This is a genomic window from Terriglobales bacterium (genome assembly GCA_035457425.1).
Classification (GTDB): Bacteria; Acidobacteriota; Terriglobia; order Terriglobales; family Acidobacteriaceae; genus JACPNR01.
Genome location: DATIBR010000074.1, coordinates 1 through 26094, shown reverse-complemented (window position 1 = coordinate 26094; position 26094 = coordinate 1). Strand labels below are relative to the sequence as shown.

Sequence of the window (26094 nt, the reverse complement as noted above, 5' to 3'; positions counted from 1 at the left end):
GTCGCATAATCGGCGAGGGCGGAGGAAAAGATTCTGCCGGCCGCCGTGGGCGGCATGTTTACTAAGGTATAATCCCGCTACTCTGCCCCAGGATGTGGAAGTCCTTCGTGTCTAGTGCTCCGGTCAGAAGGCCGCTCGTGCCCGCCACTGCAGCCCCGCGCCTGCTCGTGCCCTGGACCCCGTGGTTCGGTTCCTTTCTGCAGAACGTCGGCGACCTCTTTCTTCCGCCTCCGCCGCCGCTCTCGCTGACCTCGAAGCCCGCGCCCTTCTGGCCCGACGTCTTCGTCAACAAGCGCTTGCCCGCGGCGCCCTTCCTGCAATCCGCCGGCGCCCACCTGCTGACCGCCCTCATCGTCTACGTCATCACCTTCGCCTTCATCTACCAGCCGCAGGTCACGCAGGAGAAGAAGCCCGGCGACAAGCTCACTTATTACGACGTGAGCGAGTACCTGCCGCCCATCAATGGCGGCAGCGCCCCCGCGCCCAAGGCCGAAAAGGGCGATCCGGAGTACGCCAGGCAGCCCATCGTCTCGCTGCCGCCCAAGCCCGACAACCGGATGCAGACGATCATCGACCCGGCGCACCCCAACCTGCTCACGCAGGAAGTGAAGATCCCCAACGTGGTGGTGTGGACGCCCATCCCGTCGGCCGTGCCGGTCGCCGCCGCCGCGCGCGGCAACGCCATCACCATGCCGCGGCTCGCGCCCGAAGTCGTCGCGCCCGCGCCTTCCACCGTGCGTAACGTCGCCGACCTCAAGCTGCCCAAGCTGGCCGAGTCGTCGGTCATCGCGCCGCCGCCCGCCGCCGATGACTTGCAGCGCAAGGTCGGCGACATCAACTTCGGCGCCGCCGGGACGGTGGTCAATCCCGAGCTGGTCGTTCCCGTGCAGCGCGCCACCGCCGTGGGCGACCCCGCCGGCACCGCCAAGGCCGAGACCGCCGCGCCCTCCGCCAGCCTCGGGCAAGGCTCCGGCGCGCAAGCCATGGGGCGCCTCATCGCGCTCGGCATCCATCCCACGCAGCCCAGCGGTCCGGTCGAGCTGCCCGGCGGCAGCCGCAGCGGCGAGTTCGCCGCCACGCCCTCGGGACACCCCGGCGCGGCCGGCACGCCCGACAAAGCGTGCTGCGGCTCCGGTCCCGGCGGCACCGGCACCGGCGAGGGCGGTCCCGGCTCGGGCTCGGGCGACCCGCGCGGCGTCTACGTCGGCGCTGGTCCCTACGATCCCGGTGCGGGCGTGCAAGGCAACAACCCGGCAAACTACGCTGGCGGCGCGCCCGGCGGACCGGGCTCGGGCGGCTCCGGCCCGGGCACGAATGGGAATCCGGGGAACCTGAAAGACCTGATGGCGAAGGCGGTGGCGCCGCCGAATCCCGCCGACATCCCGCGCGCGGAGCGTCCTATCGGCCCGACCGGTCCGACCGCTCCGAGAGACGCCGACAACATCAACGACTACACCTTCGGCCCGAAGAAGTACTACACCATGACCATCAACATGCCGAACCTCACTTCGGCGAGCGGCACGTGGATCATCCGCTTCGCGGAGCTGAACCAGACGCGCAGCGCGTCCGCGCTGACGGCGCCGGTGGCGGTGCAGAAGCTCGACCCGGCGTATCCGCCGGAGCTGATGAAGCAGCGCGTCGAGGGCCGCGTGCTGCTCTACGCCGTCATCCACGCCGACGGCCGCGTCGGCGAGGTGCGCGTCATCCAGGGCATCGACGACACGCTCGACCTCAACGCCGTCAAGGCGCTGCTCGGCTGGAAGTTCCGCCCGGCCACCAAGAACGGCGCGCCCGTCGACCTCGAGGCCGTCATCCAGGTGCCCTTCCAGGTGAAGAAGTCGGCATACGGGTTCTAGAACTCCTGAATGGACTTAGAGACCCCAGGACCGCACCCGCTGCTATAGCATCCCCTGCATGCGGCTCATGGGTGCACTGGCGTGCCTGGCGATTGCCGCCGCTTACGTGGTGGTGTGGCCGGGATGGAAACGCGAGCGAGCTTGGTCGGTGGGCGTTCGATTCGTGCTGCGCTGGTTCCACGCCGTTACCTGGGTGCTGATGGCGGCGTGGGTGTGGACGGCGCGTCCCGGCTTCGGCTTGGCAGCGCTGGTTTCCTACCTGATCTTTCTGGCAACGTGGTTCAGCGCGCGCAAAGCCACGGATCCCCGCCAGACCCCATGACAGACTTTTCGCCGCAACCCACTGATTCCAAAACACCGCGCCGAAAAACTCTCGCCTCCGCGCCTAGTTCAGCCGCTTCTCCACCGCGTTGACGACGGTGTTCAGCACCTTCACCCGCGCGAACCACTTGCTGTTGGCTTCGACCACGGTCCAGGGAGCGTAGGGCGTGGAGGTGTGCAGCAGCATGTCTTCGACCGCCGCGGTGTACTCGTCCCACTTGGCGCGGTTGCGCCAGTCTTCTTCGGTCAGCTTGTACGACCGGTAGGGATCGATCTCGCGCGACTTGAAGCGCCGCAGCTGCTCTTCCTTCGAGATCTGCAGCCAGAACTTGCAGATGACCATGCCATACGACGCCTGGTGCGACTCGAACTCGGTGATCTCGCGATAGGCGCGGCGCCACTCGCTCTCGTGGCAGAAGTGCTCCACGCGCTCCACCAGCACGCGCCCGTAATAGCTGCGGTCGAACACCGCGACGTGCCCGGCGCGCGGCAGGTTCCGCCAGAAGCGCCAGAGGTAGTGGTGCGTCTTCTCCTCGCCGCGCGGCGCCGCGTAGGCGGACACCGTGAACCCGCGCGGGTCGAGCATCTCGGTGACGCGCTTGATGGCGCCGCCCTTGCCCGCCGCGTCCCAGCCTTCGAACACGCACAGCACCGGCACCTTGCGCTTGAAGATCTCGAACTCCAGCTCGCGCATGCGCACCTGGAGCTTCCCGATCTGCTCCTCGTACTGCTTTTCCGTGATCTTCTTGTTCGGATCGATGCGCTCAAGCATGGGCCACCTCCGTCTCTTCCTTCACCGAGGCCGTGCTCTTCTTCTCTTCCGGCTTGGCGAGCGTCTTCTTCTCTTCCTCGCGCGCCAGCTCGGCGTCGCGCTTGTGCTCGGCGGTGCGCGCGGCCTTGGTCGCGTCCTTGGCCGCGACGGTGCGCGAGACCAGCGCGGGCATCGCCTTGCGCTTCTCCAGCTCCTCGCGGATGCGCGTGACCACCGTCTCGAAGAACTTCACGCGCGCGTAGCGCAGGTCGTTGGCCGCGATGACCGTCCAGGGTGCGTCCGGCGTGTTGGTCTTCGCCAGCATGTCTTCGATGGCCTCGACCCAGCGGTCGTACTGCTTGTGGTGCCGCTTGTACTCCTTGGTGATCTTCCAGCGCAGCAGCGGGTCGCGCAGCGCCTCCTTGAAGCGCTTCTTCTGCTCCTTCTTCGAGATGTGCAGGAAGAACTTGAGGACGACCTGGCCGTCGTCCACCAGCCAGCGCTCGAACTCGTTGATCTGCTGGTAGGCCTCGCGCCACTCCTTCTTCTTGCAGAGCTTGTCGCAACGCTCCACCAGCACGCGCCCGTACCAGGAGTGGTCGAAGACGGCCATCTCGCCGTCGTTGGGGAGCGCGACCTGGTAGCGCCACAGGAAGTGGTAGCGCTGCTCCAGCTCCGAGGGCGGCGTGCCGGGATACACGCGGTACAGCCGCGGGTCGAGCCGCTCGGTGAGCTTCTTCACCGTCTGCCCTTTGCCGGCCGTGTCCCAGCCCTCGAGGCAGAGGATGATGGGGATCTCGGCTTCCTTGGCGGCGTACTGCAGGCCGCGCAGTTGCTCCTGCAGCTCCGTCATGCGCTTGGTGTACGCGGGCTTCGGCAGGCTGAGTTTGAGGTCGATGGTCTCGAGCATGGCGCCTCTTTCCTTCCAGGGTCGCCGCAACGCTCTCGCCTCGTCCGCCGCGGCGGACTCAGCTCGGCTGCGTCGCCCCTCGCGCTGCGCTCGCGCAGTTCGGCGCTCGCTCCGCGCTCACCCGTCCGGAAGAAGACGGATGTCTCTAGAATCTGGGCCTGGGGCTAGGGAGGGCCACAATCATACGCTTCGGCCCTTTTCGCGCAAGTGATGGCAGGCACTGCCGGTACCAAGCTGGTATCCTCATCCGTTTCCGGAGGCGCCCCATGCGCAAGCCTGCTGTTTCCGCCCTTTTCATCCTTTTTCTCGCTTCCCTGTTGACCGCACAGGACTTCCGCCCCGACCTGGGCTGGCTGAAGTGGCGGAACGTGGGCCCGTTCCGCGGCGGCCGGACGCGCGCCGTCTCCGGCGTCGCCCAGCAGCCCAACGTCTTCTATATGGCGCCGGTGAACGGCGGCGTCTGGAAGACCGAAGACTACGGCCACACTTGGACGCCCATCTTCGACGACCAGCCGACCGGCTCGGTGGGCGCGCTGGCGGTCGCACCCTCGGACCCGAACATCATTTATGTCGGCTCGGGCGAGGGCCTGCACCGGCCGGACCTCTCCATCGGCGACGGCATGTACAAGTCCACCGACGCGGGCAAGACCTGGACGCACCTCGGCCTGCGCGACGCGCAGCAGATCGCGCAGATCGCCGTCGACCCGCGCGACCCGCAGCGCCTGTTCGTCGCGGCCGCCGGACATCCGTACGGCCCGAACGAAGAGCGCGGCATCTACCGCTCGACCGACGGCGGCCGGTCGTTCCAGAAAGTGCTGGGCAAGGATGAGAACGTAGGCGGCTCCGACGTCGCCATCGATCCCGCGAACCCGCAGGTCGTCTACGCCGCGCTCTGGGAAGAGCGTGAAGGCCCGTGGGAGAACGGCGCGTGGGGCTCGACCACCTCGGGCGCCGGCATCTACAAGTCGACCGACGGCGGCGCGACCTGGCAGCAGCTCGCGGGCGGCCTGCCGGAGATGAAGCAGGCGAACCTCGCGATCGCGCCCAGCATGACGTCGCGGCTGTACGCCTCGGTCGCGCTGAAGGCCGGCATCAAGGTCATGCGCTCCGACGACGCGGGCGCGACCTGGCGCCCGGCGACCGACGATCCGCGTCCCAACACGCGCGTCGGTGGCGGCGGCGAGCTGCCGGTGCTGCGCGTCGACCCCAAGGACCCCGACGTCGTCTATTCCGCCAGCATCGTCTCGTGGAAGTCCACCGACGGCGGCAAGACGTGGGCGGCGGTGCGCGGCGCGCCCGGCGGCGACGACTACCAGAACCTCTGGATCGATCCCAACGACCCGAACATCGTCATCTTCGCGGCCGACCAGGGCACGGTCATCACGGTGAACGGCGGCAAGAGCTGGAGCGAGTGGTACAACCAGCCGACCGCGCAGCTCTATCACGCGGCCGCCGACAACGCCTTCCCCTATCGCCTGTGCGCGGGCCAGCAGGAGTCGGGCTCGGTGTGCATCAAGAGCCGCGGCGACTACGGCCAGATCACCTTCCGCGAGTGGACGCCGGTCGGCGTCGAGGAGTACGGCTACGTCGCGCCCGACCCGCTCGACCCCGACGTCGTCTACGGCGGCAAGGTCTCGCGCTTCGACCGCCGCACCATGCAGACGCAGAACATCGCGCCGCGCTTCTTCCGCAGCGCCGACTTCCGCATGCTGCGCACCGAGCCGGTCATCTTTTCTCCGGTGGACAAGCGCACCCTCTACTTCGCCAGCAACTTCCTGTGGAAGACGGTGGACTACGGCCGCAGCTGGCAGCGCATCTCGCCCGACCTGGCGCGCACGAACTACGAGGCGCCCGCGACCATCGGCAAGTTCCTGCGCGAGGAGACCGCCAAGCCCATGCAGCGCGGCGTGATCTACGCGCTCGCGCCCTCGCCGCTCGACATCAACCTGCTCTGGGCGGGCACCGACGACGGCCTCATCCACGTCACCCGCGACGGCGGCAAGACCTGGAGCGACGTCACGCCGCCCGCGCTCCAGCCGTGGTGGAAGGTGTCGCTGCTCGAGGCCGGCCACTTCGACCGCAACACGGCGTACGCGGCCATCAATACGCTGCGGCTCGACGACCTGCGCCCGCACCTCTTCCGCACCCACGACGGCGGCAAGAGCTGGCAGGAGATCGATGCCGGCATCCCGGCGAACGAGAACACCAACGCCGTGCGCGAAGATCCCAAGCGCAAGGGGCTGCTGTTCGCTTCCACCGAGCGCACCGTCTACGTATCGTTCGACGACGGCGACCACTGGCAGTCGCTGCGCAACAACCTGCCGGCGAGCTCGGCGCGCGACGTCATCGTGAAAGACGACGACCTCGTCGTCGCCTTCCACGGCCGCGGCTTCTGGGTGCTCGACGACATCACGCCGCTGCGGCAGCTCACGCCGCAGGTCGCGGCCGAGCCCGCGTACCTGTTCGCCCCGCAGGTCGCGACCCGCGTGCGCTGGAACCTGAACACCGACACGCCGCTGCCGCCCGATACGCCCGCCGGCGAGAACCCGCCCGATGGCGCGGTGCTCGACTACCTGCTGAAGGATGCGAGCGGTCCGGTCACGCTCGAGATCAAGGACGCGGCCGGCAAGGTCGTGCGCCGCTTCTCGAGTGATGACAAGCCGCCGGCGCCCGATCCGAAGCTCGCTATCCCGCCGTACTGGCCGCGGCCGGCGCAGACGCTTTCCGCCGAGCCCGGTTTCCATCGCTTCGTGTGGGACCTGCACTACGCGCCGCTGCCCGGCAAGCCCGACTATCCCATCGCCGCCGTGCCTTACAACACCGCGCCCGATGCGACTTCGCCGTGGGTGCTGCCGGGGCAGTACACCGCCACGCTCGCCGCCGCCGGAAAAAGCTACTCGCGCCCGCTGACCGTGCGCATGGACCCTCGCGTGAAGCTCGCGCCCGCGGCGCTGGCGCAGCAGTTCCAGCTTTCCTATGGCATCTACCAGGACCAGCTCACGCTCGCGCCGGTCATGGACGCGCTCGACGCGCTGCGCGAGCAGCTCGCCGACCGCAAGAAGAACGCCGCGGACAAACCCGCAGCGGCAGCCGCGCTCGCCGCCTTCGAGAAGCAGCTCGCGCCGGTCGCGGGCGGCGGCGCCCCGCCGCGTCCCGGCGTGCCGACGACGGCGCCGCTCACGCTCACCACGGTCGCCGGGCGTCTGGGCCAGCTCTTCACCGTGCTCCAGGAGGTCGACGCAGCGCCGACGTCGCAAGCCGTCGGCAACGTGAAGCAGTTGCGCGGTGCGGTCCCCGGCCTCATCGCAAAGTGGAAAACAGTGACCGGCAGTGACTTGGCCGTGCTCAACGAGAAGCTGCGCGCGCACGGCCTCGCCGAGATCAAGGTCGTGGAGAAGCCGCTAAGTGGAATAGTCGGCGTTGATGTGCACGTATTCGGTCGTAAGGTCGCAGGTGAGGAATGAGAGCGACGCCTTGCCGCGGCCGAGCGCGACTGTGACGTCGTAGCTCGGCTGGGAAAGATAGCGATGGGCCGTGCCGGCGTCGAACGGCGCGGCCCTTCCCTTTTCGAAGACCGCGATGCCGCCGAAGCGGATGGCCACGCGCGCGGGGTCGATCGCGACGCCGCTGCGGCCGGCAGCGGCGAGGATCCTGCCCCAGTTGGGGTCGGCGCCTGCCCACGCCGTCTTCACCAAGGAAGAGGTTGCGATGGTCTCCGCGACGCGGCGGGCTTCCGCCGCGTCGCGCGCCTGCTCGATGCGCAGCCGCACCACGTGCTTCACGCCTTCGCCGTCCGTGACGATCTGCTCCGCCAGCGACTGGCAGACCTCGAGCAGCGCCGCCCCGAACGCCTTGCTGCCACGGGCCAGCCGCGCGCCCGACGCCCCGCTCGCCAGCAGCAGCATGGTGTCGTTGGTCGAGGTGTCACCATCGACGGAGATGCAGTTGAAGCTCTGGTCCGCAGCGGCGCGCAGCGCCCGCCGCAGCTCCGCCGGCGTCGCCGCCACGTCCGTGAACACGTACGCCAGCATCGTCGCCATGTTGGGGTGGATCATTCCCGCGCCCTTCGCCACGCCAGCCAGCGACACTTTCTTGCCACCGATGCGACACGCGGCCGAAGCGAGCTTCGGCCGCGTGTCGGTGGTCATGATGGCTTGCGCGAAGCCGCGCAGCGCGGCTTCGTCTGCTTGCGCACTGTCCGCCACCGCGGACAGTGCGGCCGTGATCTTGCCGCCCGGCAGCGGCACCCCGATGATCCCCGTGGAAGACGGAAAGACCTCCGCCGTCGCCACGCCGAGCGTCCGCGCCAGCGCGCCACAGACTTCGCGGCATGTCTGCTCGCCCACCGGCCCGGTGGCGCAGTTCGCGTTGCCGGAGTTCACCAGCACGGCCCGCATCTTCCCGCCGGCCTTCTTCAGGTGCTCGCGCCCGACGACGACCGGCGCGGCGACCACGCGGTTCTTCGTGAACACCGCCGCCGCGCTCGCCGGCGCCGCGGCCAGCGCCAGTGCAAGGTCCGGCCTGCCGCTCGCCTTCAGGCCGGCTTTTCCCGCGGCCCAGCGAAAGCCGCGCGGCAGATGCGGCGCGCTCATGCGGTCGGGCGGATCTGGTGGGGCAGGATGATGGGCAGCTCGCCCAGCACGGCGCGCTGCGGCAACTCGCCGCGCACCATCGCGACCTCGTCGCAGGCGTGCAGCCGCGGGCAGTTCAGGCAGTCCTTGTAGATCTTGTCGGGCAGCTCCTCGCGCGTCGCCGCGCGGAACCCGAAGCGCGCGAAGAATTCCGGGATGCGCGTGAACAGGCACACGCAGTCCACGCGGTGGTGGCGCGCCTCGCGCAGGAGCGCGTCCACCAGCATCGCGCCCGCGCCCCGGCCCTTCACCTCCGGCAGCACGCAGATGGAGCGGATCTCGGTGAGGTGCGGGCCGTAGAGATGCAGCGCGCCGCAGCCGACGATCCTGCCGCGGTCCACCACCACGGTGAAGTCGCGCACGTTCTCGCACACCTCGTTGAGCGAGCGCGGGATGAGCGTGCCGTCGCCCGAGTAGCGCGCGATCAGCTCGTGGATGGCTTCCGCGTCGGGAAGCACCGCTCTACGCGTACGCATGCGCTTCCCTCCTCGCTTCGGCGATGTGTTTGCGGAGCTGCGCGAGCTGCTCCGCGACGCGCTTCGGATGCGTCCCGCCGGCGACGTCGTGCAGCGCCAGGACGGCGTCGAGCTTCAGCGCTGCCGCGAAGTCCGCGCCGAACTCCGGGCCGAACGCCTTCAGCTCCGCCGCGCTCAGCTCCCCGAGCTGCTTGCCCCGGTCGAGACACGCGCGCACCATCTGGCCCACGCGCTCGTGCGCCTTGCGGAACGGCACGCCCTTCGCGACCAGGTACATCGCCGCCGCCAGCGCGTTCATGCCGTCGGCCGAGGCCGCGGCGCGCATGCGGTCCAGGTCGAACTCGACCGCGCGCATGAAGCCGGCGGCGGTGCGCAGCGCCAGCGCCGCCTGGTCGGCGGAGTCGAACAGCGGCGGCTGCGTCTCCTGCAGGTCCTTGTTGTAGGCGAGCGGCAGTCCCTTCATGGTCGCGAGCAGCGCGGTCGCGTTGCCGAGCACGCGCGCGGCTTTCGCGCGGATGAGCTCGAGTGCGTCCGGGTTCTGCTTCTGCGGCATCGCGCTCGACCCGGTCGAGAACGCCTCCGGCAGCCGAACGAACCCGTAGGCCGGCGTGGCGAACACGATGAACTCCTCGGCCCAGCGGCTGAGGTGCGTGAACGCTAGCGCCAGGTGCTGCACGAACTCGATCGCGAAATCGCGGTCGCTGGTCGCGTCGATGGAGTTGGCCGCGGGAGCGTCGAAGCCGAGCGCCGACGCCATGGTCTTCCTGTCGAGCGCGAGCGGCGCGCCGGCGATCGCGCTGGAGCCCAGCGGCGACAGGTTCACGCGCTTCCGGCAGTCGGCCAGCCGCTCGTGGTCGCGCAGGAACATCTGCGCGTAGGCCAGCAGCCAGTGCGCGACCAGCACCGGCTCCGCCGGCTGCAGGTGCGTGTACGCCGGCATCACGGCCTCGCGCGCCTTCTCCGCCTGCTCCACCAGCGCGGAGCACAGGTCGAGCAGCAGGTCGCCGATGGTGTCGCACTGCTTGCGGACGTACAGCCGCAAGTCGGTCGCGATCTGCTCGTTGCGACTGCGCCCGCTGTGCAGCTTGGAGCCGGTGTCGCCCATCAGCTCCACCAGGCGCCGCTCGACGAAGTCGTGGATGTCCTCCGCTTCGTCGTCGTCGAGGAAGTGCGGGTCGGCCGTCGCCGCCGCGCCGATCTTCTTCAGCCCGTCGGCGAGCGTCCGCAGCTCGTCGCCCGTGAGCACGCCCGCCGAAGCCAGCGCCTCGGCGTACGCGCCGCTCGCCGCGAGCTCCTCCGCCAGCAGCCTGCGGTCGAACGGCAGCGAACGCTGCCAGCGCTCGAACTCCGCGTCGAGCGGCTCGCGGAAGCGCCCCGACCACATCTTCTTGCCGCCGCCGCTCACTTCGCGGCGACCTCGTGCTTCTTTTCCTTCTTCTCCTTCAGCCACGCGCGCACCCGCGCCGGCAGCCCGAGGATGCGGATGAACCCTTGCGCGTCCTTCTGGTCGTAGCTCTCGCCCATCGTGAACGACGAGAGGTCGGTGCGATACAGCGAGTGCTCCGACTTCCGGCTCTTCACGTTGACGTTGCCCTTGTAGAGCGAGAGCGTGATCTCGCCGGTCACGTCCTTCTGCGTCGCGCGCACGAACGCGTCGAGCGCCTCGCGCAGCGGCGTGAACCACAGGCCGTAATAGACCAGCTCCGCGTACTTGAGCGCGACCTGCTGCTTGTAGTGCGCGACCTCGCGCTCCAGGCATAGCGCCTCGAGCTCGCGGTGCGCCGCGATCAGCAGCGTGCCGCCCGGCGTCTCGTAGCAGCCGCGCGACTTCATCCCGACGAAGCGGTTCTCCACCAGGTCCACGCGGCCGACCGCGTTGCGCCCGCCGATCTCGTTCAGCAGCTCGACCAGCGTGACCGGGTCGAGCTTCTGCCCGTTCACGCTCACCGGCGCTCCGCCCTCGAACCCGAGCTCCACCTCTTCCGCCTTGTCGGGCGCGGACTGCGGCGAGCGCGTGAGCTGCCACGTGGTCTCGAGCGGCGCGTTCGCCGGATCTTCCAGCTCGCCGCCCTCGTGCGAGATGTGCAGCAGGTTGCGGTCGCGCGAGTGGATCTTCTCGCGGCTCTGCGCGACCTCCACGCCGTGCGCCTCGGCGTAATCGAGGCAGTCCTCGCGCGACTTCAGCGTCCACTCGCGCCACGGCGCGATGATCTTCAGCTGCGGCGCCAGCGCCTGGTACGCGTGCTCGAAGCGGACTTGGTCGTTGCCCTTGCCGGTGCAGCCGTGCGCCACCGCCCCCGCGCCCTCGCGCAGCGCGACCTCGACCTGGTGCTTCGCGATCACCGGCCGCGCCAGCGACGTCCCCAGCAGATACTTGTGCTCGTACACCGCGCCCGCCTGGATCGCCGGGAACACGTAGTCGGCGAGGAACTCCTCGCGCATGTCTTCGACCACGACCTTCGCCGCGCCCGTCTTGTACGCCTTCTGGACGACCGCCTCGATGTCGTCGCCCTGGCCCACGTCGCCGACCATCGCAATGACTTCGTCGGAATAGTTCTCCTTCAGCCACGGGATGATGATCGAGGTGTCGAGTCCGCCCGAGTATGCGAGTACGACCTTAGGCATGTCCGTTCCTCCGCGGCGAGAAGCGCGTGACGCCTCCGCCCAACAGGATCAGCATCACCGCTTTCTGCGCGTGCAGCCGGTTCTCCGCCTGGTCGAAGACGACCGAGCGCGAGGAATCGATCACGGCGTCGGTGACCTCGTCGCCGCGATGCGCCGGCAGGCAGTGCATGAACACGGCGTGCTTCGCCGCGCCCGCCATCAGGCGCTTGTCCACGCGGTAGGGCTCGAAGATGCGCTTGCGCTGCTCGCTCTCCGCCTCCTGCCCCATGCTCGCCCACACGTCGGTGTAGATGGCATCGGCGCCCTCGACCGCGGCTTCCGGGTCGGTCATCGTCTTGAGGACCGCGCCGGTCTCGCTCGCGATCGCGCGCGCCGCGTCGACCACCGACGGCAGCGGCTCGTAGCCCGCCGGTGTCGCGACCGAGATCTTCCCGCCCGTGCACGCCGCCGCCAGCAGCAGCGAGTGCGCCACGTTGTTGCCGTCGCCCACGTACGCCAGCTTCACCGTCTTCAGGTCGCTGAACTTCTCCTGCAGCGTGCAGTAGTCCGCCAGCGCCTGGCACGGGTGCTCCAGCTCGCTGAGCGCATTGATGACCGGGATCTTCGCGTTCGCCGCCATCTCCGTGATGGTCGCGTGCGCGAACGTCCGCAGCACCACGCCGTCGATCCAGCGCTCCAGGTTGTGCGCGATGTCGGAGAGCTTCTCGCGCGCGCCCAGCCGCGCGTCGCGCTGGTCGTAGAAGAACGACGTGCCGCCGAGCGCGTCGATGCCCGCCTCGAACGTCATGCGCGTGCGCAGCGACGGCTTCTCGAAGAACAGCGCGATCTGCTTGCCGGCGAGCGCGCCGCGGAAGTCCGCCGGCCGCGCCTTCAGCAGCAGCGTGAGGTCGAGCACGGTGCGGACGCCGCTCGGCCCCAGGTCGGCGATCGAGATCAGGTCCTCGCACCACACCGGCTGCTCGATGGGCAGCGGCGCGGGGTTCGGATTGGCGGCACGGATGGTCTGTGGTTTCAACGAGTGGTACTCCTCTTCGTAGCAGGTTGCTTCTGGTGCTTCGCTTCCTCCGTCAGGATGGAATCGAATGTCGCGACGACGCGCTCGATGTGCTGCTTGCCGATCAGGTACGGCGGCAGCATGCGGATCGCCGTCTCGTGCGTGCGGTTCAGGATGATCCCGCGTGCGAGCATCTTCTTGACGACGGCCTTGGCCAGGTCGGGTGAGTCCAGCTCCACGCCGGCCATCAGCCCGAGCACGCGGACCTCGCGCACCGCGGAGTGCTTCTTGCGCAGCGACTCCAGCCGCGCGCGGAAGTAGTCGCCGAGCTGCCGGCTGCGCGCCAGCAGCTTGTTCTTCTCGAGCACGTCGAGCACTGTGAGCGCGACCGCGCACGCCATCGGACCGCCGCCGAACGTGGTGCCGTGCATCCCGTAGTGCAGCGCGCGCGAGACCGCATTCGAAGTCAGCACGGCGCCCAGCGGCAGCCCGGCGGCCAGCGGCTTCGCCACCGTCACGATGTCGGGCAGCACGCCGAAGTGCTGGTACGCGAACATCTTTCCCGTGCGTCCGATGCCGGCCTGGATCTCGTCGCACAGGAGCAGAGCGCCGCGCTGCTTCGTCAGCTTGCGCGCCGCCTGCATGAATTCCCGCGTCGCCGGGCGGATGCCGCCCTCCCCCTGCACCGCCTCGATCCCCACCGCGCACACCGTGTCGTCGAGCTTCTCCCTCAGGTCGCGGACGTCGTTGAACCGCACGAACTCCACGCCCGGCAGCAGCGGCGCGAACGGCTTGCGGTATTTCTCGTTCCACGTGCACGCCACCGAGCCGAAGGTGCGGCCGTGGAAGGCGTCCTGCATGGCGAGCACGCGCCATTTCGGCTTGCGGCCGTTCGTCGCCTTCGTCTGCGCGTAGGCGCGCGCGAACTTGAGCGCCGCTTCCCACGCCTCGGTGCCGCTGTTGCAGAAGAACGCGCGGTCGAGCCCGGAGAGCTTCTCCAGGCGCGCGGCCAGCTCGGCCTGGTAGTCCGTATAAAAGAGGTTGGAGACGTGGACCAGCCCGCGCGCGCTCTGCTGCGCCATCGTTCGCCGCACCGCGGGGTGCGCGTACCCCAGCGCATTCACGCCGATGCCGCTCAGGAAGTCGAGGTACCTCCGCCCGCGCTCGTCGTAGACGTAGACGCCGGCGCCTCGCGCGATCTTCAGCGGATAGCGGTCGTAGAGCGGCACCAGCACCGCCGCTTCCTTCTTCTGGATGGCCGCCAGCGTCGTCACGCGTGCACCTCGGTGCCCGCGGCGAAGCGCAGCGACGCGATCTCGCGGAGCGCGCCCGCCTCCGCCGCCGGCGTGATCAGCACGCGCGCCACGCCCTGTTCGAGCGCCGTCGAGCAGGCTTCCAGTTTCGGCAGCATGCCGCCGGCGATCACCTGCGACTCCACCAGCGCCGGGATCTGGCTCACGCTCAGCGACTTCATCACGATGCCGAACGCGTCTTTCACTCCCGGCACGTCGGTCAGGAACACCAGCGCGTCCGCGCCCACCGCGACCGCGCACGCCGCCGCCATCTGGTCGGCGTTCACGTTGTAGTACTCGCCGTCGTGGCCGAGCGCGAGGCTCGCGATCACCGGGATACAGCGCTCGCTCCACAGCGCGCGGATCCAGCGCGCGTCCGCGTTGCAGACGTCGCCGACAAAACCCAGGTCTGCGTGGGGAGCGCCGTGGCCGTTCGGCCCGCGCTTCTTCGCGCGGAACATCGCCGCGTCGCCGCCGCACAGCCCGATGGCCGCGCAGCCCAGCATCGCCAGCTCCGCCACCAGCTGCTTGTTCACGCCCCCGGCCAGCACCATCACCGCCGCGTCGCGCGTCTCGGCGTCGGTCACGCGCAGTCCGCCCACGAACTCGCTCTTCTTCCCCAGCCTGGCGAGCGTCCGCGTGAGCGCCGCGCCGCCGCCGTGCACCACGGCGACCTCGTGTTCCCGCGCGACCGCCGCGATGGCCTGCGCGCACTCCCGACGCAGCTTCGCGTCGTCGAGCGCCGCCCCTCCCACCTTGAGCACGATCTTCAGTCCAGTCCCTCTTTCTCGTCCCAGCCGTACATGACGTTCAGGTTCTGCACCGCCTGGCCCGCCGCGCCCTTCATCAGGTTGTCGAGGCACGAGACCACCACCAGCCGCTTGCCGTCCGGCCCGAGCGCGAATCCGAGGTCGCAGAAATTGGTGCGCAGCGAGTACTGGATCTGCGGCAGCTTTGTCCCGAAGACGCGCACCCACGGGCTCCGCGCGTAGAACGCGCGGAAGCAGGCCTCGACCTGCTCTTCGCTCGCCCGCTTCGCCAGCTTCACGTACACGGTCGACAGGATGCCGCGCGGGATCGGCAGCAGGTGCGGCGTGAACGTGACCTGCCCGCCGTCGAGCGCGAGCTGCTCGAGGATCTCGCCGGTGTGGCGGTGGCCGAAGACGGAGTAGGCGGACAGATTGTCGGCGACCTCGACGAAGTGCGTCTTGTGCGTGGGCGCCTTGCCCGCGCCCGAGACGCCTGACTTCGCGTCGCACACGATGCCGTGCTCGCGGTCGAGCAGCCTTGCCTTCACCAGCGGCGCCAGCGCCAGGATGATCGACGTGGCGTAGCAGCCGGGGTTCGCCACCAGCTTGGCGCCCGCGATCTTCTTCGCGTGCAGCTCCGGCAGGCCGTAGACCGCCTGCTTTTGCAGCGTCGCGTTCGCCGCCGCCGTGCCGTTCTCGTGGAAGCCGTAGACGGCGCGGTGGGCGTCGTCCTGCAGCCGCCACGCGCCCGACAGGTCCACCACCTTCAACCCGCGCGCGATGAGCTGCGGGACCAGTTCGCGCGAGAGCTCGTGCGGCGTCGCCAGGAACACGACCTCCGCCGCCTCGACCTTCTTCCAGTCGAAGGGCGCGATGGGCAACTGCCCGTTGCCGGCGACGTGCGGATAGGCCTCCGCCAGGTCGGCGGGCGCGGCGCCGGCGTCCTCGCGGCCCAGCAGCATGGGCGGCGCAAGCCTGGGATGCCGGGCGAGCAGGCGCGCGAGCTCAAAGCCCGCGTACCCGGTGGCCCCGACCACCGCGGTCTGGATCGTCCGGGCCACTACTCGAGCATCTCCCGGATGCGGTGTGCCAGCTTCTTCGCCGCCTTTCGGTCCGGAGAAACGATGAGGATGGAATCGTCGCCCGCGATCGTGCCCACGCACTCGGGCGATTGCTCGGCATCGAGCGCGGCCGCCACCGGCTGCGCGCTGCCGATCGTGGTCTTCAGCACGAGCAGGTTCTGCGCCTCGCGCACCTCGCGCACGAACTCGCGCACCAGGCGCGCGGTCGAGGGCAGCTTCGCCTCCGCCACTACGTGGACCGTCTCGGGCAGCGAATAGCCTTCCGGCGTCTTCACCAGCCCCATCTCGTGGATGTCGCGCGAGAGCGTGGCCTGCGTCACGGTCAGCCCGCGGTGCCGCAGCTTCTTGCGCAGCTCATCCTGGTTGGGAAGCGGCCCGGCTCCCAGGACGTCCATGATCACGGATTGTCGCGCTGCCTTGCTCATGAATAATTATGCACAAGAATGCATAATTATGCTTTTGCATGTCAACGATTATTTTCGCGTGGCGCGACGCCGCCGGTTCGGCGTGCGCGCGCTTTGCGCTACACTCCTGCTCGTGCAGCTCCGCTCCGCCATCCTCTGCGCTCTCGTGCTCGCCTCCGCCGGCACCGCTGCCGCGCCCCCGCCTCCCACGCCGCTGCAGCGCGCCGTCGCCCGCGCCATGCGCGCGCAGCGCGGCTCCCTCCTCGTCGTCGACGTGCGCGGCCAGGTCCCTGTGCTGCTCGCCGCGCACCGGATCGAGTCGGCCGCGCGCCGCGTCGCCACGCCCGGCTCCACCGTCAAGACCTTCGTCCTGCTCAAGTTGCTCGAGACCGGCAAGGCCAGGCCGTCGGACCTCTTCGTCTGCCCGCGCCAGGTCCGCGTCGGCGGACGCCGCATCGACTGCACCCACCCCGAGCTGCCCGGCCCCATCGATCCCGCCGACGCGCTCGCGTGGTCCTGCAACGCCTACTTCGCCGAGGTCGCCCGCCGCCTGACGCCGGCCGAGCTGCACGAAGCGCTCGAACGCGCCGGCCTCGAGACCTACACCGGCCTCACGCCCGACGAAGGCCACGGCCAGCTCCTCCCCGCCGACACGCAGGAGCGCCTCCAGCTCCAGGCGCTCGGCCACTGGGGCGTCACCACCACGCCCGCCGCGCTGCTCTACTCCTACATCCGCCTCGCCGGCCGCCGCGACGACCCGAACGTGCGCCTGGTCTGGCAGGGGCTGGAGCGCTCGGTCGCCTTTGGCATGGCGCATGCAGCGCACGTGGACAAGATGCAGATCGCCGGCAAGACCGGCACGGCTTCCGACGGCCTCGGCGGCCCGACACACGGCTGGTTCGTCGGCCTGGCGCCCGCCGCCGACCCCGAGATCGCCATCGTCGTGTACCTCGAGCGCGGGCGCGGCGCGGACGCCGCCGCCCTCGCACAACCGGTCTTCGCCGCCTACTTCCAGGACGCGCGGAAACAATGAACCGTCGCCTCATCCTCTTATTACTACTCGCCCTCCCGGCGTGGGCGCAGGGCAACGACGTCCGCGTGCGCCTGTACGCGGTCCACCCGCCGGCCAAGCTCGCGCTCTCCGGCGCGGACCTGAAGTGGAGGACGTGCGAGCAGTGCCCGGAGAACGCCGCCGCTACGCTCGCGCTCATCGCCCAGCGCGGACAGCTCCGCCTCCAGGGCAGCTCGGTTCCCTACCCCAGGCTGTTCATCAGCGGCAGCTACGAGCTGCGCGCCGAGCAGCAGAAGCCGTTCCGCGCCGGGTATCCGCTGGAAGTGACCGCCGAGCAGGACGCGCTCCGTGTCGTCATCAGGATGTCGCTCGAGGACTACGTCGCGGGCGTCCTGGCGGGCGAAAGCGGCAACTTCCAGAACCTGGAGTCGATGAAGGCGATGGCGGTCGCGGTGCGCACCTACGCCGCGCGCTTCCGCGGGCGCCACGTCGCCGACGGCTTCGACTACTGCGACACCACGCACTGCCAGGACCTGCGGCTCGCCGTCAACAACCCGCGCACGCGCTCCGCCGCGCAAGCCACCGCGGGCGAGCTGCTCTGGTCCGCCGGCGCGCTCGCCGCGCCCTACTACCACGCGCACTGCGGCGGGAAGCTCGCCGCCGCCGGCGAGGTGTGGCCCACCGTCAAAGCGCCCTACCTGAAGTCGCGCCCCGATCCCTACTGCGCCGCCGTGCCGCTGCACTGGGAGACGACGCTGACGCGCGCCGAGCTCGAGCGCGCGCTCGCCGACTCCGACGTCAAGCTGCCCGCCGGCTGGCAATCGGCCGCCGTCAGCGCGCGCGGCCCCAGCGGACGCGCGCAGCGCCTCCGCTTCTCCGGCCCCGGCGGCTCGGCGGAGGTCTCCGCCTCGACCGTGCGCTTCGCCGTCGGGCGCGCGCTGGGCTGGAGCCGCATCCGCAGCGAGCTCTACGACCTCCGCTCCGACGCCGCCGGTGTCACCTTCACCGGCGCGGGCGCCGGGCACGGCGTCGGCCTCTGCCAGGCGGGCGCCGAGCAGATGGCCGCGCAGGGCAGGACGTACCGCGAGATCCTCGCCTTCTATTACCCGGGGACGACGGTGGCCAAGGGCTCGCCGGGCGTGGCGTGGCTCACGCGCAAGAGCTCGCGTTTCGACGCGCTCGTCGCCACGGCCGCCGACGCCGCCGTGCTCGACCTCGCCGAGCGCCTGCTCCACGACGCCGAGTCCGCCATCGGCTGGAAGCTGGCGCAACGCCCGCGCCTTCAGGTCTTCCCCACGCTCGACGCCTATCGCGACACCACCGGCCAGCCCGGCTGGATCGCCGCTTCGACGCGCGGCGCGACCATCCGGCTGCAGCCGCTCGCCACGCTGCGCGCGCGCAGCGCGCTCGAAAGCACCCTCCGCCACGAGCTGCTGCACATGATCCTGGAAGAACACGCGGTGGAGAGCGCGCCCCTCTGGTTGCGCGAAGGCCTGGCGCTTTATTTCGACGGCTCGCCCGCGCCGCCCGCACGGCGGCAGTTCAACGACGCCGAGCTCGACCGCGCGCTCACGCAGCCGCGTGACCAGGCGGAACAGCAGGCAGCCTACGCCGCCGCGCGCGCGCGCGTCGCCGCGCTCATCCGCGAGCAGGGGAAGGCGGCCGTCCTGCGCCGCCTGGAAGGCAAGTAACAGGCCACGACTTCAGTCGTGCCGTCCTCCCGCGCGTTCTTACTTCGAGTCCGCTTGCGCGGACGACACCGTACCGGCCCGCCCCGTCGCCGACGCCACCCACATCCACCCGAACAGCGCGAGCGCATACGAGATCGCCAGCCGGAAGATCAGGCTCATCATCTGGGTGGAGAGCGGCGGTGGTGGCGGGTTGATGCTCTCCGTGGGCGCCATGCCCATCAGCAGCATCGGCAGCCACACGCCCACCAGCGCGCACAGCGCAACCATCAGCCAGTACTGCCAGCTCTTGAGCGAGCGGCCCCAGGCGCGGAAGCCGTCGCGCCCGAAGCCACGGAACCCCTGGGCCGCGAGCTGCGCCGCCGGCGGCAGCCAGAGCGCCGGCAGGATGACCCAGAACAGCACGCCCAGCACGAACAGGAACAGCCACAGCAGTTGCGCCTCGCTCACGTGCACGCGGAGGAACATCGGCAGCTCCGAGCGAACGTACTGCGGGAACTGGTAGCGGTAACCCTCCATCCACTCGACCACGTGGCACCCGACCAGCATCACGAGTCCCCAGATCCCCAGCAGCCAGAAGTGCCGCAGGCCTTTGCCGAAGGCGCCGCGCAGCGTGGGCGCGCCACCTCCGTGGTGCTCCACGAACCACGCCAGCGTCGCGCCGGCCAGCGTGAGGGATCCGACCACGATCACGAGCCCGAGAAGCACCGTCAGGGTGAGCCCGCCGGCGGTCTCCGGCAGTTGCAGCCACACGACCGCGAGCAGCGCGAACACCGGGTTGAGCAGGAACTCCGCCAGCCACAACGACCGCGGCCGGAAGGTGGCGCGAAGCGAATCACCAACCAGTGCGAGCTTCATCACTTCACCTCCACGGTCGCCGCGTCGGTGGTCGAGATCACGCCCGGCTGGTACATCGGCTGCACCGACGCCGGGCTCACCCGGAACTTTCCGGGGTTCACCACCTTCAGCAGGTAGAAGTAATATCCGGGCCGGTCGCCGGAGAAATACGTCTGGAAGATGGCCACGCGGTCATCGTGGAACTCGCGCCGCGACCACCAGCTCTCCCACCAGTCGGGACGCTTGCGGATCTCGTACAGGCTGTCCTTCTGCAGAAACTCGGCGCCCGCGGGGATGGGGTCCTCGATCATCAGGTAGCGCCACTCCGAGCCCGCGACCGTGAGCCGCACCGCGAGCACGTCGCCGGGATGCAGCTCGCCCGCCAGCGGCACGAGGTCGTAGACGATCCTGCCCTTCTCCGTGGCCGGCTGCAGGCGGAAGTAGTCGCGCGTGATGTTCAGCGAGATCTTGTTCGACTGGAACATCCGCTTGTCGACCGAGTAGTACTCCGCGCGCGTCGACCAGTAGAGCCGCCCGGCGCCGTTCTTGGTGAACAGCACCTGGTTCTGCTGCGGCTGGAGCTGGTCGGGCGTGAGCCGCGCGCGCGGCTGCCCGGTCGAGGGATCGAACACGTCCGCGCGCGTGAAATGCCTGGCCAGCGCCTGCTTGCTGTTGACCAGCGCGGCCGCGTTGAAGTCGGCCTCGAGCTCCTTGCTCGCGCGCAGGTACTCGGTCAGCCCGAAGACGACCATCGCCGTCTGCTTCGTCGAATCCCAGTAGTAGCCGCCGTTCCGGTGGCTCACCAGGTAGAAGACCGCCTTCGGCAGCAGCGGGCTCTGCGGCTTCAGCAGGCTGAGCAGCCGCACCGCGTACGCCGTGGTCTCGGCCGAGTCGTCGATGCGGAACTCCATCAGGTAATCCCACTCCGCCGCCCAGTAGGCCTCCGCCTGCGTCACGACGGCCTGCTTCTCCACCCTGTCGGCGAGCTGCGCCGCGCGCATGTCGCCGGCGGCGTGCAGCGCGAGCCCGAGGAACGCCAGGCCCTGCACGCTCATCTTGTCGCGCTTGTCCCACACCGCCTCGATCAGCTTGGGGTCGCGCGTCCCCGTCGAGGTGATGGAGTACAGCACGTAGGCGTGCAGGTCGGCGCGCATCCGCGGATACTTCTCGATCGAGCGCACCAGCCAGTTCTTGCCGTTCTCGAGCGCGTCTTCGCGCACGTTGTAGCCGGCCGCCTTCGCCTGCGCCAGCCCGTTCACCACGTACGCCGTCATGAAGACGTGGCTCTCGTCGTCCTTCCACCAGCCCCACCCGCCGTCCTCATGCTGGAAGTCGTAGAGACGGTCCATGCCCGCGGCGATCTTCTTCTTCAGCTCGGGCGTGTTGATCGTGTCCTCGAGCTTCAGCTCCGTCATCGCCTTCGACACCACGATGTTCGGCAGGAAGCTGGACATCGTCTGCTCGGTGCAGCCGTAGGGATACTGCGTCAGGTAGTCGAGGGCTCCGAAGATCGAGCCCGCGACCGAGGGCGTCATGCTGACGTCGAGCGCGTGCGCCGAGGGGTCGGTCTGCGCCGGGTAGTTGACGCTCGCCTGCGCGTTGCCGGTCGCCGCCGTGATGGCGCCCGACTGCGCGTCCGCCAGCTTCACGCCGTAGGGCACCACCGGGAGCGTGAGCTCCATCGCGTCCGACTCTTCGTTCGTCAGCGCCTTCGCCGTGAGCACTGCGTTGCGGACCTTCCCGGCCTTCACGCGCCAGTCGGCCTTCGCCTCGCCGCGGCTGGGGATGGTCAGCGTCTGCGTCGAGCCGCCCAGCACCTCGAGCCCGGTGACGTCGAGCGACACCTGCGCGCTTTTCTCCGACTTCAGGTAGTTGTGCACCAGCACCGAGACGGTGACCTCGTCGCCGTCGCGGAAGAAGCGCGGCACCGCCAGCCGCACCATCACGTTCTTGCGCACGATGATGCGGTTGATCGCGCTGCCCACCTTGGTGTCGCTGGTCACGCCGCGCACCGTCGCGCGCCACGTCGTCAGCGAATCCGGGAACACCAGGTTGGCGATGGCGAAGCCACGGGCGTCCGTCCGGACGTCGGCCTGCCAGAGCGCGGTGTCGGGGAAGTTCTTGCGGATCTTGGGCGCGACCAGAGCCTCGTTCGGCTTGAGCTGCGCCAGCGCCCGCCGGGTGTAGTTGCCGCGCTTGGCCAGCGGCAGCGGTCGCTCTCCTGCCTGCCCGTAGAAGTAGTAGGCGAGCGACGACTCGGTCATCACCGCGTTGTAGACCGAGCCGTAGAACGACTGCATCATGTCGCCCGACTGGTCCGGCCGGATGGCGTAGATCGCCTCGTCCACCACGCCGATCGAGAACTCGCCCTGCACCGGCTTGCCCGCCGCGTCCTTCACGTTGATCACGTAACTGGACTTCTCGCCCGGCGTGAACGTCTCCTTGGTCGGCGAGACGGTGATGTTCAACTGCTTGTCGACCGCCGGCACCTTCAGGTTGCGGCTCGCCTGGTAAAGGTTGTTCTCGCTGAAGAACGCGACCGCCACGAAGATGTTCGGTTGCGCGTCCGCCGTGATCGGCACGTCGATGGTGGCGCTCGCCGATCTCAGCTCCACGACCTTCTTCGTCTGGACGTCGCGGCCCTCGGTCGTGACCAGCGCGTACGCGTGCTCCATGCCGCTCATCACCAGGATGTGCGCGGTCTCCCCGGGCTGGTACTGCGGCTTGTCGGCGACCAGCTTGATCTGCCGCTCGCTGCCGCCCCACCACTGCTCGCCCGGCCCGGTCGCGTAGTAGTACCCGTGCGCTTCCAGCTCGCGGTTCTGCGCCGCCTTCGCCGTGGCCTTGATGTTGAAGCTGCCGGTCTCGCGCACCTGGAAGGTCGCGTACGCGTTGCCGTCCGCGCCCGTCGTCACGTCGGTGGCCTGGTCGGGAGTGCGGCCGCTCTCGCCCGACCGGTACCAGTAGCGCTCCAGCTGCAGGTGGACCTTGGTCTGGACCGGCTTGCCGTCGTAATCCTTCGCGACCACGTTGACGCGCGCCGTCTGCCCCCTCTCGTAGACGTAGCTGTCGGCCCGCACCGAGATCTGGTAGTTGCCGTAGGTCGCGATCACCGAGTTCGCGCCGTTGATCTCGCGGTTCGAGGCGTCCATCACCCGCGCCTCGATGCGGTAGCGCACGTCCTGCTTGTACGCGTTCACCGACGTCGGCACGGTCACCCGCAGCTTGCCGTCGGCGTCGAGCTTTCCCTTCTGCTCCGAGACCTGCTCGCCGCCGTAGTATCCCGCCTCGTAGGACCCCTCGCCCTCGCCCTCGCCTTCACCCTCGACCCCGTAGCTCATGTTCTCGTCGTCTTCGAAGCGGTCGATGTAGGGCGACCAGTACGGCATGGTGTGGACCACGTACGTGACTTCCGCGCCCGCCACCGGCTCGCCGAAGTAGTAGCGCGCCTCGATGGTCGCGCCGATCTTGTCGCCCTCCAGCACGCGCGTCTGGTCGGGCGTGACCTTCACCTCGTACTCCGGCTTCTTGTACTCCTCCACGTAAAAGGACCCGTTCATCGTGGGACCGGAGCCGGTGTTCACGCTCAGCGAGTAGTAGCCGAGCGCCGCGTCGGCAGGCAGTTCGAGCTCGCCGTTCAGCGTGCCCATCGCATTCAGCGTCAGTTTTTTCTGGTAGACGGTCTTCGACGCCGGGTCTTCGATCGCCACCTGCATCTCGCCGCGCGGCGCCCGCCACGCCTCTCCCTGGCGCTCGCGCACGATGGCCTTGAAGTGCACCGTGTGACCCGGCCGGTAGACCGGGCGGTCGGTGTAGATGAACCCGCTCCAGTCGCGCCACGGGTCGCTCGACAGGTTGAAGGAGTACGGCGCCACCACCGCGACGTCGTCGCCGCGCCTCGCCAGCACGAACGTGTTCTCGAACGACTGGTCGGCCGCCGGCGTGAGCTTCGCTTCCGCCAGGCCCTGCGCGTCGGTCGTCCCGCGGTACAGCTCCTTCTCCTTCGACCAGATCACCACCGTCGCGTCCTTCACCGGCTCGCCCGACTTGCGATCGGCGGCGAACGCCACCATCTGCCGCGGCGCGGTCTTCGTCACCAGCCCGAGCTGGCTCACCACCAGCACGGTGTAGGCGCGCAGCTTGCCGTCGGTCGCCTCCACCACGTACACCCCGCCCTTCAGCGAATCGAGCGGGATCTGCTGCGCGTCCGAGAAATATTTCGGCGGCACGTCCTGGTGCCAGCGCGCGATCAGCTGGCTCGAGTTCAGCAGCGGCACCTGCGCGAACAACGTCGCTTGCCCGATCTTCGTGCGCTTCTGCTCGGTGGTCTGCGTCTCGCGGATCCTCGCCCGCGACGCGCTGGTGAACTGCCGCCGGAAGAACTCCTTGATCGCCCGCCACAGCTCGCGCTTCCAGTCGTGGAACTTCTCCAGCCAGCTCTTCTCCTCGATGTCTTCTTTGCCCGCGAACGACTGCTGCCCGAAGCTGTGCAGGTTGTCGAGCTTGGCGAAGAACTGCTCCGCGTCGTTCACGCGGTACACGCGGAACTCCAGCACCTCCACGTCGTGCGTGTAGACGCGGATGACCGGCTTCTCGCCCGGCGCGAACGTCCGCTCGGTCGAGAGCGAGAAATACGGGTTCGGGGCGGCCTCGTCCACCTGCGCGAGCGCAGGCAGCGCGGCGACAAGCAACAGCGCGAGAACGAAGTAGCGGCGCATCAGTAGGACTCCCGAAGGATGTTCCAGCGATAGACCCCGAGGAAATTCCGGTTGCCGGGCAGCGGGCGCCAGCGCGCGTCCGGATGCCGCTCCAGCTCCGCCAGCGTGGCGCGGCGCATCTCGCCCCTGCCGTGGTTGATCGCGGCGTCCGGCCCGGTGTGGTACACGACGACTTCGCCGTCTTCCGGCATCAGCCGGCTGCGTCCCACGAACACCATCGAGTGATACGGCGAGTGCTGCCCGAGCTGGCGATAGAACAACAGGTCCCCGGGGCGCGCCTGGCGCGCGTCGCGGCTCACGAAGAACGCGTTCCGCTCCTTGAGCGTGAAGGCGTCGGCGAATTCGGCGAAGGCGCCGTTCGCGGCGTCCTCCGCCCGCAGCGGCCCCGGCTGCACGCGAAACAGCCCCGCGCCCAGCGGCGTGTTGGGATAGAAGTACTTCTCGATCGAGCCCGAGCCGAGCCTGCCGAGGCCCGTCTCTTCCATCCACGCGATGTCGTGCTTGCGCAGCGCGTTGCGGTAGGCGTAGCGCAAGAGCGCCGAGCAGTCGCTCACCTCCGCCGGTAGCCCGCCGTCGGCGCGCAGCGCCTGGTACTCGGCGATGTCGGTGAACCAGCGCCGGAACGCCTGCCGGTCGCTCTCGCTCTCCAGCCGCAGGAAGTCCGGCGTGCCGTCGCCAAAGCGGTCGTCCCAGCGGATCGCCGCCCTTGCGCGCTCGGGTGGCGCGGCGGCTTCCGCGGTCTGCGACATCAACCGGCGAACGCGCAGCCCGCCGCCGGCCACCGCTGCGGCCGCCAGCAGGCAGCCGGCGACCGTCAGGGCCCAGCGTCGTTTGGACGTCGCGACCATTCGATTGTTCGGAGTCGCCGCGGACTATAAATCACCGCCGTCCGCATGGCAAAAACTCGGCGACTCCGCCTCCCGGCGCCTTGGAGTGCAGGAGCGCTGCCATCCCGCGGTGCCGCGACAATGGCCGCGAAAACACCACGAGGCGCCGCCCGGCGTGGCTGCCGGACGACACCTCGTGTCACTCCTGAGACGGCTCCCTCTACCAGTACGTGGCGGTGAAGTTGTCGCCCCAGACGTTGTAGTCCGTCTGGTACTTGTCGCCGTTCAGCTGGAAGTGCACCGTGATCGAAGAGTTCGAAGTCGACATCTTCTTGGGATAGAAACTGCGATTGATGTAGTGCTTCACGCCGTTGATGGTGATGGACACGAACACGATCTTCCCGCTCGAGCGCTTGCCCTCGAACACGACCTTGGTCCACTTGTACGCCGTCGGGCGGGTGCAGGCGATCGCGGTGTCCACCCAGTGCGCGTTCCCGTTGTCCCACAGCCGCCAGTTCCCGTTGATGTACGAGCACTGCGTGTCCATGCGATACCACTCGTAACCCCTGCGCTGGCTCATGGAGAACTCCATGCCGGAGGGCGCCTTGGGGTTCTTGTAGTAGTAGTTCACGGTGTAGCGGAAGTTGGTGGCGGTCGAGTTGGAGGACAGCCGCTTGTAATACAGCGCGTGCGACCAGGGCGTGGTCCCGCCCAGGAAGAAGCGCGAGCTCTTCCCCGAAAGCGAGGGCGAGCTGACGTTCTGCGTCATGTCGAGCAGCGCGCCGCCTCCGGCATTCGCGCACGCGCTGCACCACTTCCAGCCCGTCATGTTCTGCACGTTGTAGTAGGTGGTGGCGCTTGCCGGTACGGCGGCGAGCGCCAGGGCAGCCAGCAGGGGGAACAGAAGTCTCTTCACGATAC

The 26094-nt window shown here is 69.1% G+C and carries 20 protein-coding genes; 5 read left to right on the top strand and 15 right to left on the bottom strand.

The window, feature by feature from the left end; genetic code table 11:
* The first annotated feature begins 137 nt into the window (after positions 1–137).
* A complete protein-coding gene (locus VLA96_05435; GenBank protein ID HSE48631.1) occupies positions 138–1856 on the top strand; it encodes an energy transducer TonB in 1719 nt (572 codons plus the stop codon).
* 58 nt (positions 1857–1914) lie between these two features.
* Positions 1915–2178, top strand: coding sequence for a hypothetical protein (locus tag VLA96_05430; protein HSE48630.1), 264 nt, complete (start codon positions 1915–1917; stop codon positions 2176–2178).
* Between the two features lie 63 nt (positions 2179–2241).
* Here VLA96_05430 and VLA96_05425 read toward each other — a convergent pair whose 3' ends face one another.
* Both VLA96_05425 and VLA96_05420 read right to left on the bottom strand, forming a co-directional pair.
* Complete coding sequence (locus tag VLA96_05425) at positions 2242–2949, bottom strand: hypothetical protein (GenBank protein ID HSE48629.1); 708 nt, start codon at positions 2947–2949, stop codon at positions 2242–2244.
* Positions 2942–3838: a hypothetical protein gene (locus tag VLA96_05420; GenBank protein HSE48628.1), complete on the bottom strand. Its 897-nt coding sequence runs from the start codon at positions 3836–3838 to the stop codon at positions 2942–2944. Before VLA96_05420 ends, VLA96_05425 begins: the two co-directional genes overlap by 8 nt.
* A gap of 266 nt (positions 3839–4104) precedes the next feature.
* On the opposite strand from VLA96_05420, the gene VLA96_05415 reads away from it, so the two are divergent.
* Positions 4105–7302, top strand: a complete 3198-nt coding sequence (locus VLA96_05415) for a hypothetical protein (GenBank protein ID HSE48627.1) — start codon at positions 4105–4107, stop codon at positions 7300–7302.
* Here the strand turns inward: VLA96_05415 and argJ are convergent.
* The 9 genes from argJ to VLA96_05370 are packed head-to-tail and all read right to left on the bottom strand — an operon-like array spanning position 7240 to position 16112.
* Positions 7240–8430: a bifunctional glutamate N-acetyltransferase/amino-acid acetyltransferase ArgJ gene (gene argJ, locus VLA96_05410; protein ID HSE48626.1), complete on the bottom strand. Its 1191-nt coding sequence runs from the start codon at positions 8428–8430 to the stop codon at positions 7240–7242. The genes VLA96_05415 and argJ overlap by 63 nt on opposite strands.
* The gene (locus VLA96_05405) at positions 8427–8945 is read right to left on the bottom strand and encodes an N-acetyltransferase (protein HSE48625.1); all 519 of its coding nucleotides are present in this window, start codon (positions 8943–8945) and stop codon (positions 8427–8429) included. Before VLA96_05405 ends, argJ begins: the two co-directional genes overlap by 4 nt.
* Positions 8932–10395, bottom strand: a complete 1464-nt coding sequence (gene argH / locus VLA96_05400) for an argininosuccinate lyase (GenBank protein HSE48624.1) — start codon at positions 10393–10395, stop codon at positions 8932–8934. The genes VLA96_05405 and argH overlap by 14 nt, the downstream gene beginning before the upstream one ends.
* The gene (locus VLA96_05395; GenBank protein ID HSE48623.1) at positions 10347–11570 is read right to left on the bottom strand and encodes an argininosuccinate synthase; all 1224 of its coding nucleotides are present in this window, start codon (positions 11568–11570) and stop codon (positions 10347–10349) included. Before VLA96_05395 ends, argH begins: the two co-directional genes overlap by 49 nt.
* The gene (argF, locus tag VLA96_05390) at positions 11563–12585 is read right to left on the bottom strand and encodes an ornithine carbamoyltransferase (GenBank protein HSE48622.1); all 1023 of its coding nucleotides are present in this window, start codon (positions 12583–12585) and stop codon (positions 11563–11565) included. Before argF ends, VLA96_05395 begins: the two co-directional genes overlap by 8 nt.
* Positions 12582–13838, bottom strand: a complete 1257-nt coding sequence (locus VLA96_05385; protein ID HSE48621.1) for an aspartate aminotransferase family protein — start codon at positions 13836–13838, stop codon at positions 12582–12584. Before VLA96_05385 ends, argF begins: the two co-directional genes overlap by 4 nt.
* Complete coding sequence (gene argB / locus VLA96_05380) at positions 13835–14620, bottom strand: acetylglutamate kinase (protein ID HSE48620.1); 786 nt, start codon at positions 14618–14620, stop codon at positions 13835–13837. The genes VLA96_05385 and argB overlap by 4 nt, the downstream gene beginning before the upstream one ends.
* 5 nt (positions 14621–14625) lie before the next feature.
* The gene (argC, locus tag VLA96_05375; protein HSE48619.1) at positions 14626–15666 is read right to left on the bottom strand and encodes an N-acetyl-gamma-glutamyl-phosphate reductase; all 1041 of its coding nucleotides are present in this window, start codon (positions 15664–15666) and stop codon (positions 14626–14628) included.
* A complete protein-coding gene (locus VLA96_05370; GenBank protein ID HSE48618.1) occupies positions 15666–16112 on the bottom strand; it encodes a hypothetical protein in 447 nt (148 codons plus the stop codon). Before VLA96_05370 ends, argC begins: the two co-directional genes overlap by 1 nt.
* A 28-nt stretch (positions 16113–16140) precedes the next feature.
* On the opposite strand from VLA96_05370, the gene VLA96_05365 reads away from it, so the two are divergent.
* Positions 16141–17124 (top strand): penicillin-binding transpeptidase domain-containing protein, encoded by a 984-nt coding sequence (locus tag VLA96_05365; protein ID HSE48617.1) that lies wholly within the window; start codon positions 16141–16143, stop codon positions 17122–17124.
* Positions 17121–18794 carry a SpoIID/LytB domain-containing protein gene (locus tag VLA96_05360; GenBank protein HSE48616.1) on the top strand — a complete coding sequence of 558 codons (1674 nt, stop codon included), beginning with the start codon at positions 17121–17123 and terminating at the stop codon, positions 18792–18794. The genes VLA96_05365 and VLA96_05360 overlap by 4 nt, the downstream gene beginning before the upstream one ends.
* 39 nt (positions 18795–18833) lie before the next feature.
* Here the strand turns inward: VLA96_05360 and VLA96_05355 are convergent, their stop codons facing one another.
* The 4 genes from VLA96_05355 to VLA96_05340 form a co-directional block, all read right to left on the bottom strand.
* Complete coding sequence (locus VLA96_05355; GenBank protein HSE48615.1) at positions 18834–19649, bottom strand: hypothetical protein; 816 nt, start codon at positions 19647–19649, stop codon at positions 18834–18836.
* The gene (locus tag VLA96_05350; GenBank protein HSE48614.1) at positions 19649–24346 is read right to left on the bottom strand and encodes an MG2 domain-containing protein; all 4698 of its coding nucleotides are present in this window, start codon (positions 24344–24346) and stop codon (positions 19649–19651) included. The genes VLA96_05355 and VLA96_05350 overlap by 1 nt, the downstream gene beginning before the upstream one ends.
* Entirely contained in the window at positions 24346–25194 is an 849-nt protein-coding gene (locus VLA96_05345; GenBank protein HSE48613.1) for a DUF1175 family protein, read from the bottom strand. The genes VLA96_05350 and VLA96_05345 overlap by 1 nt, the downstream gene beginning before the upstream one ends.
* 199 nt (positions 25195–25393) lie before the next feature.
* Positions 25394–26094 (bottom strand): hypothetical protein (locus VLA96_05340; protein HSE48612.1); only part of this gene is annotated, 701 nt, incomplete at its 5' end.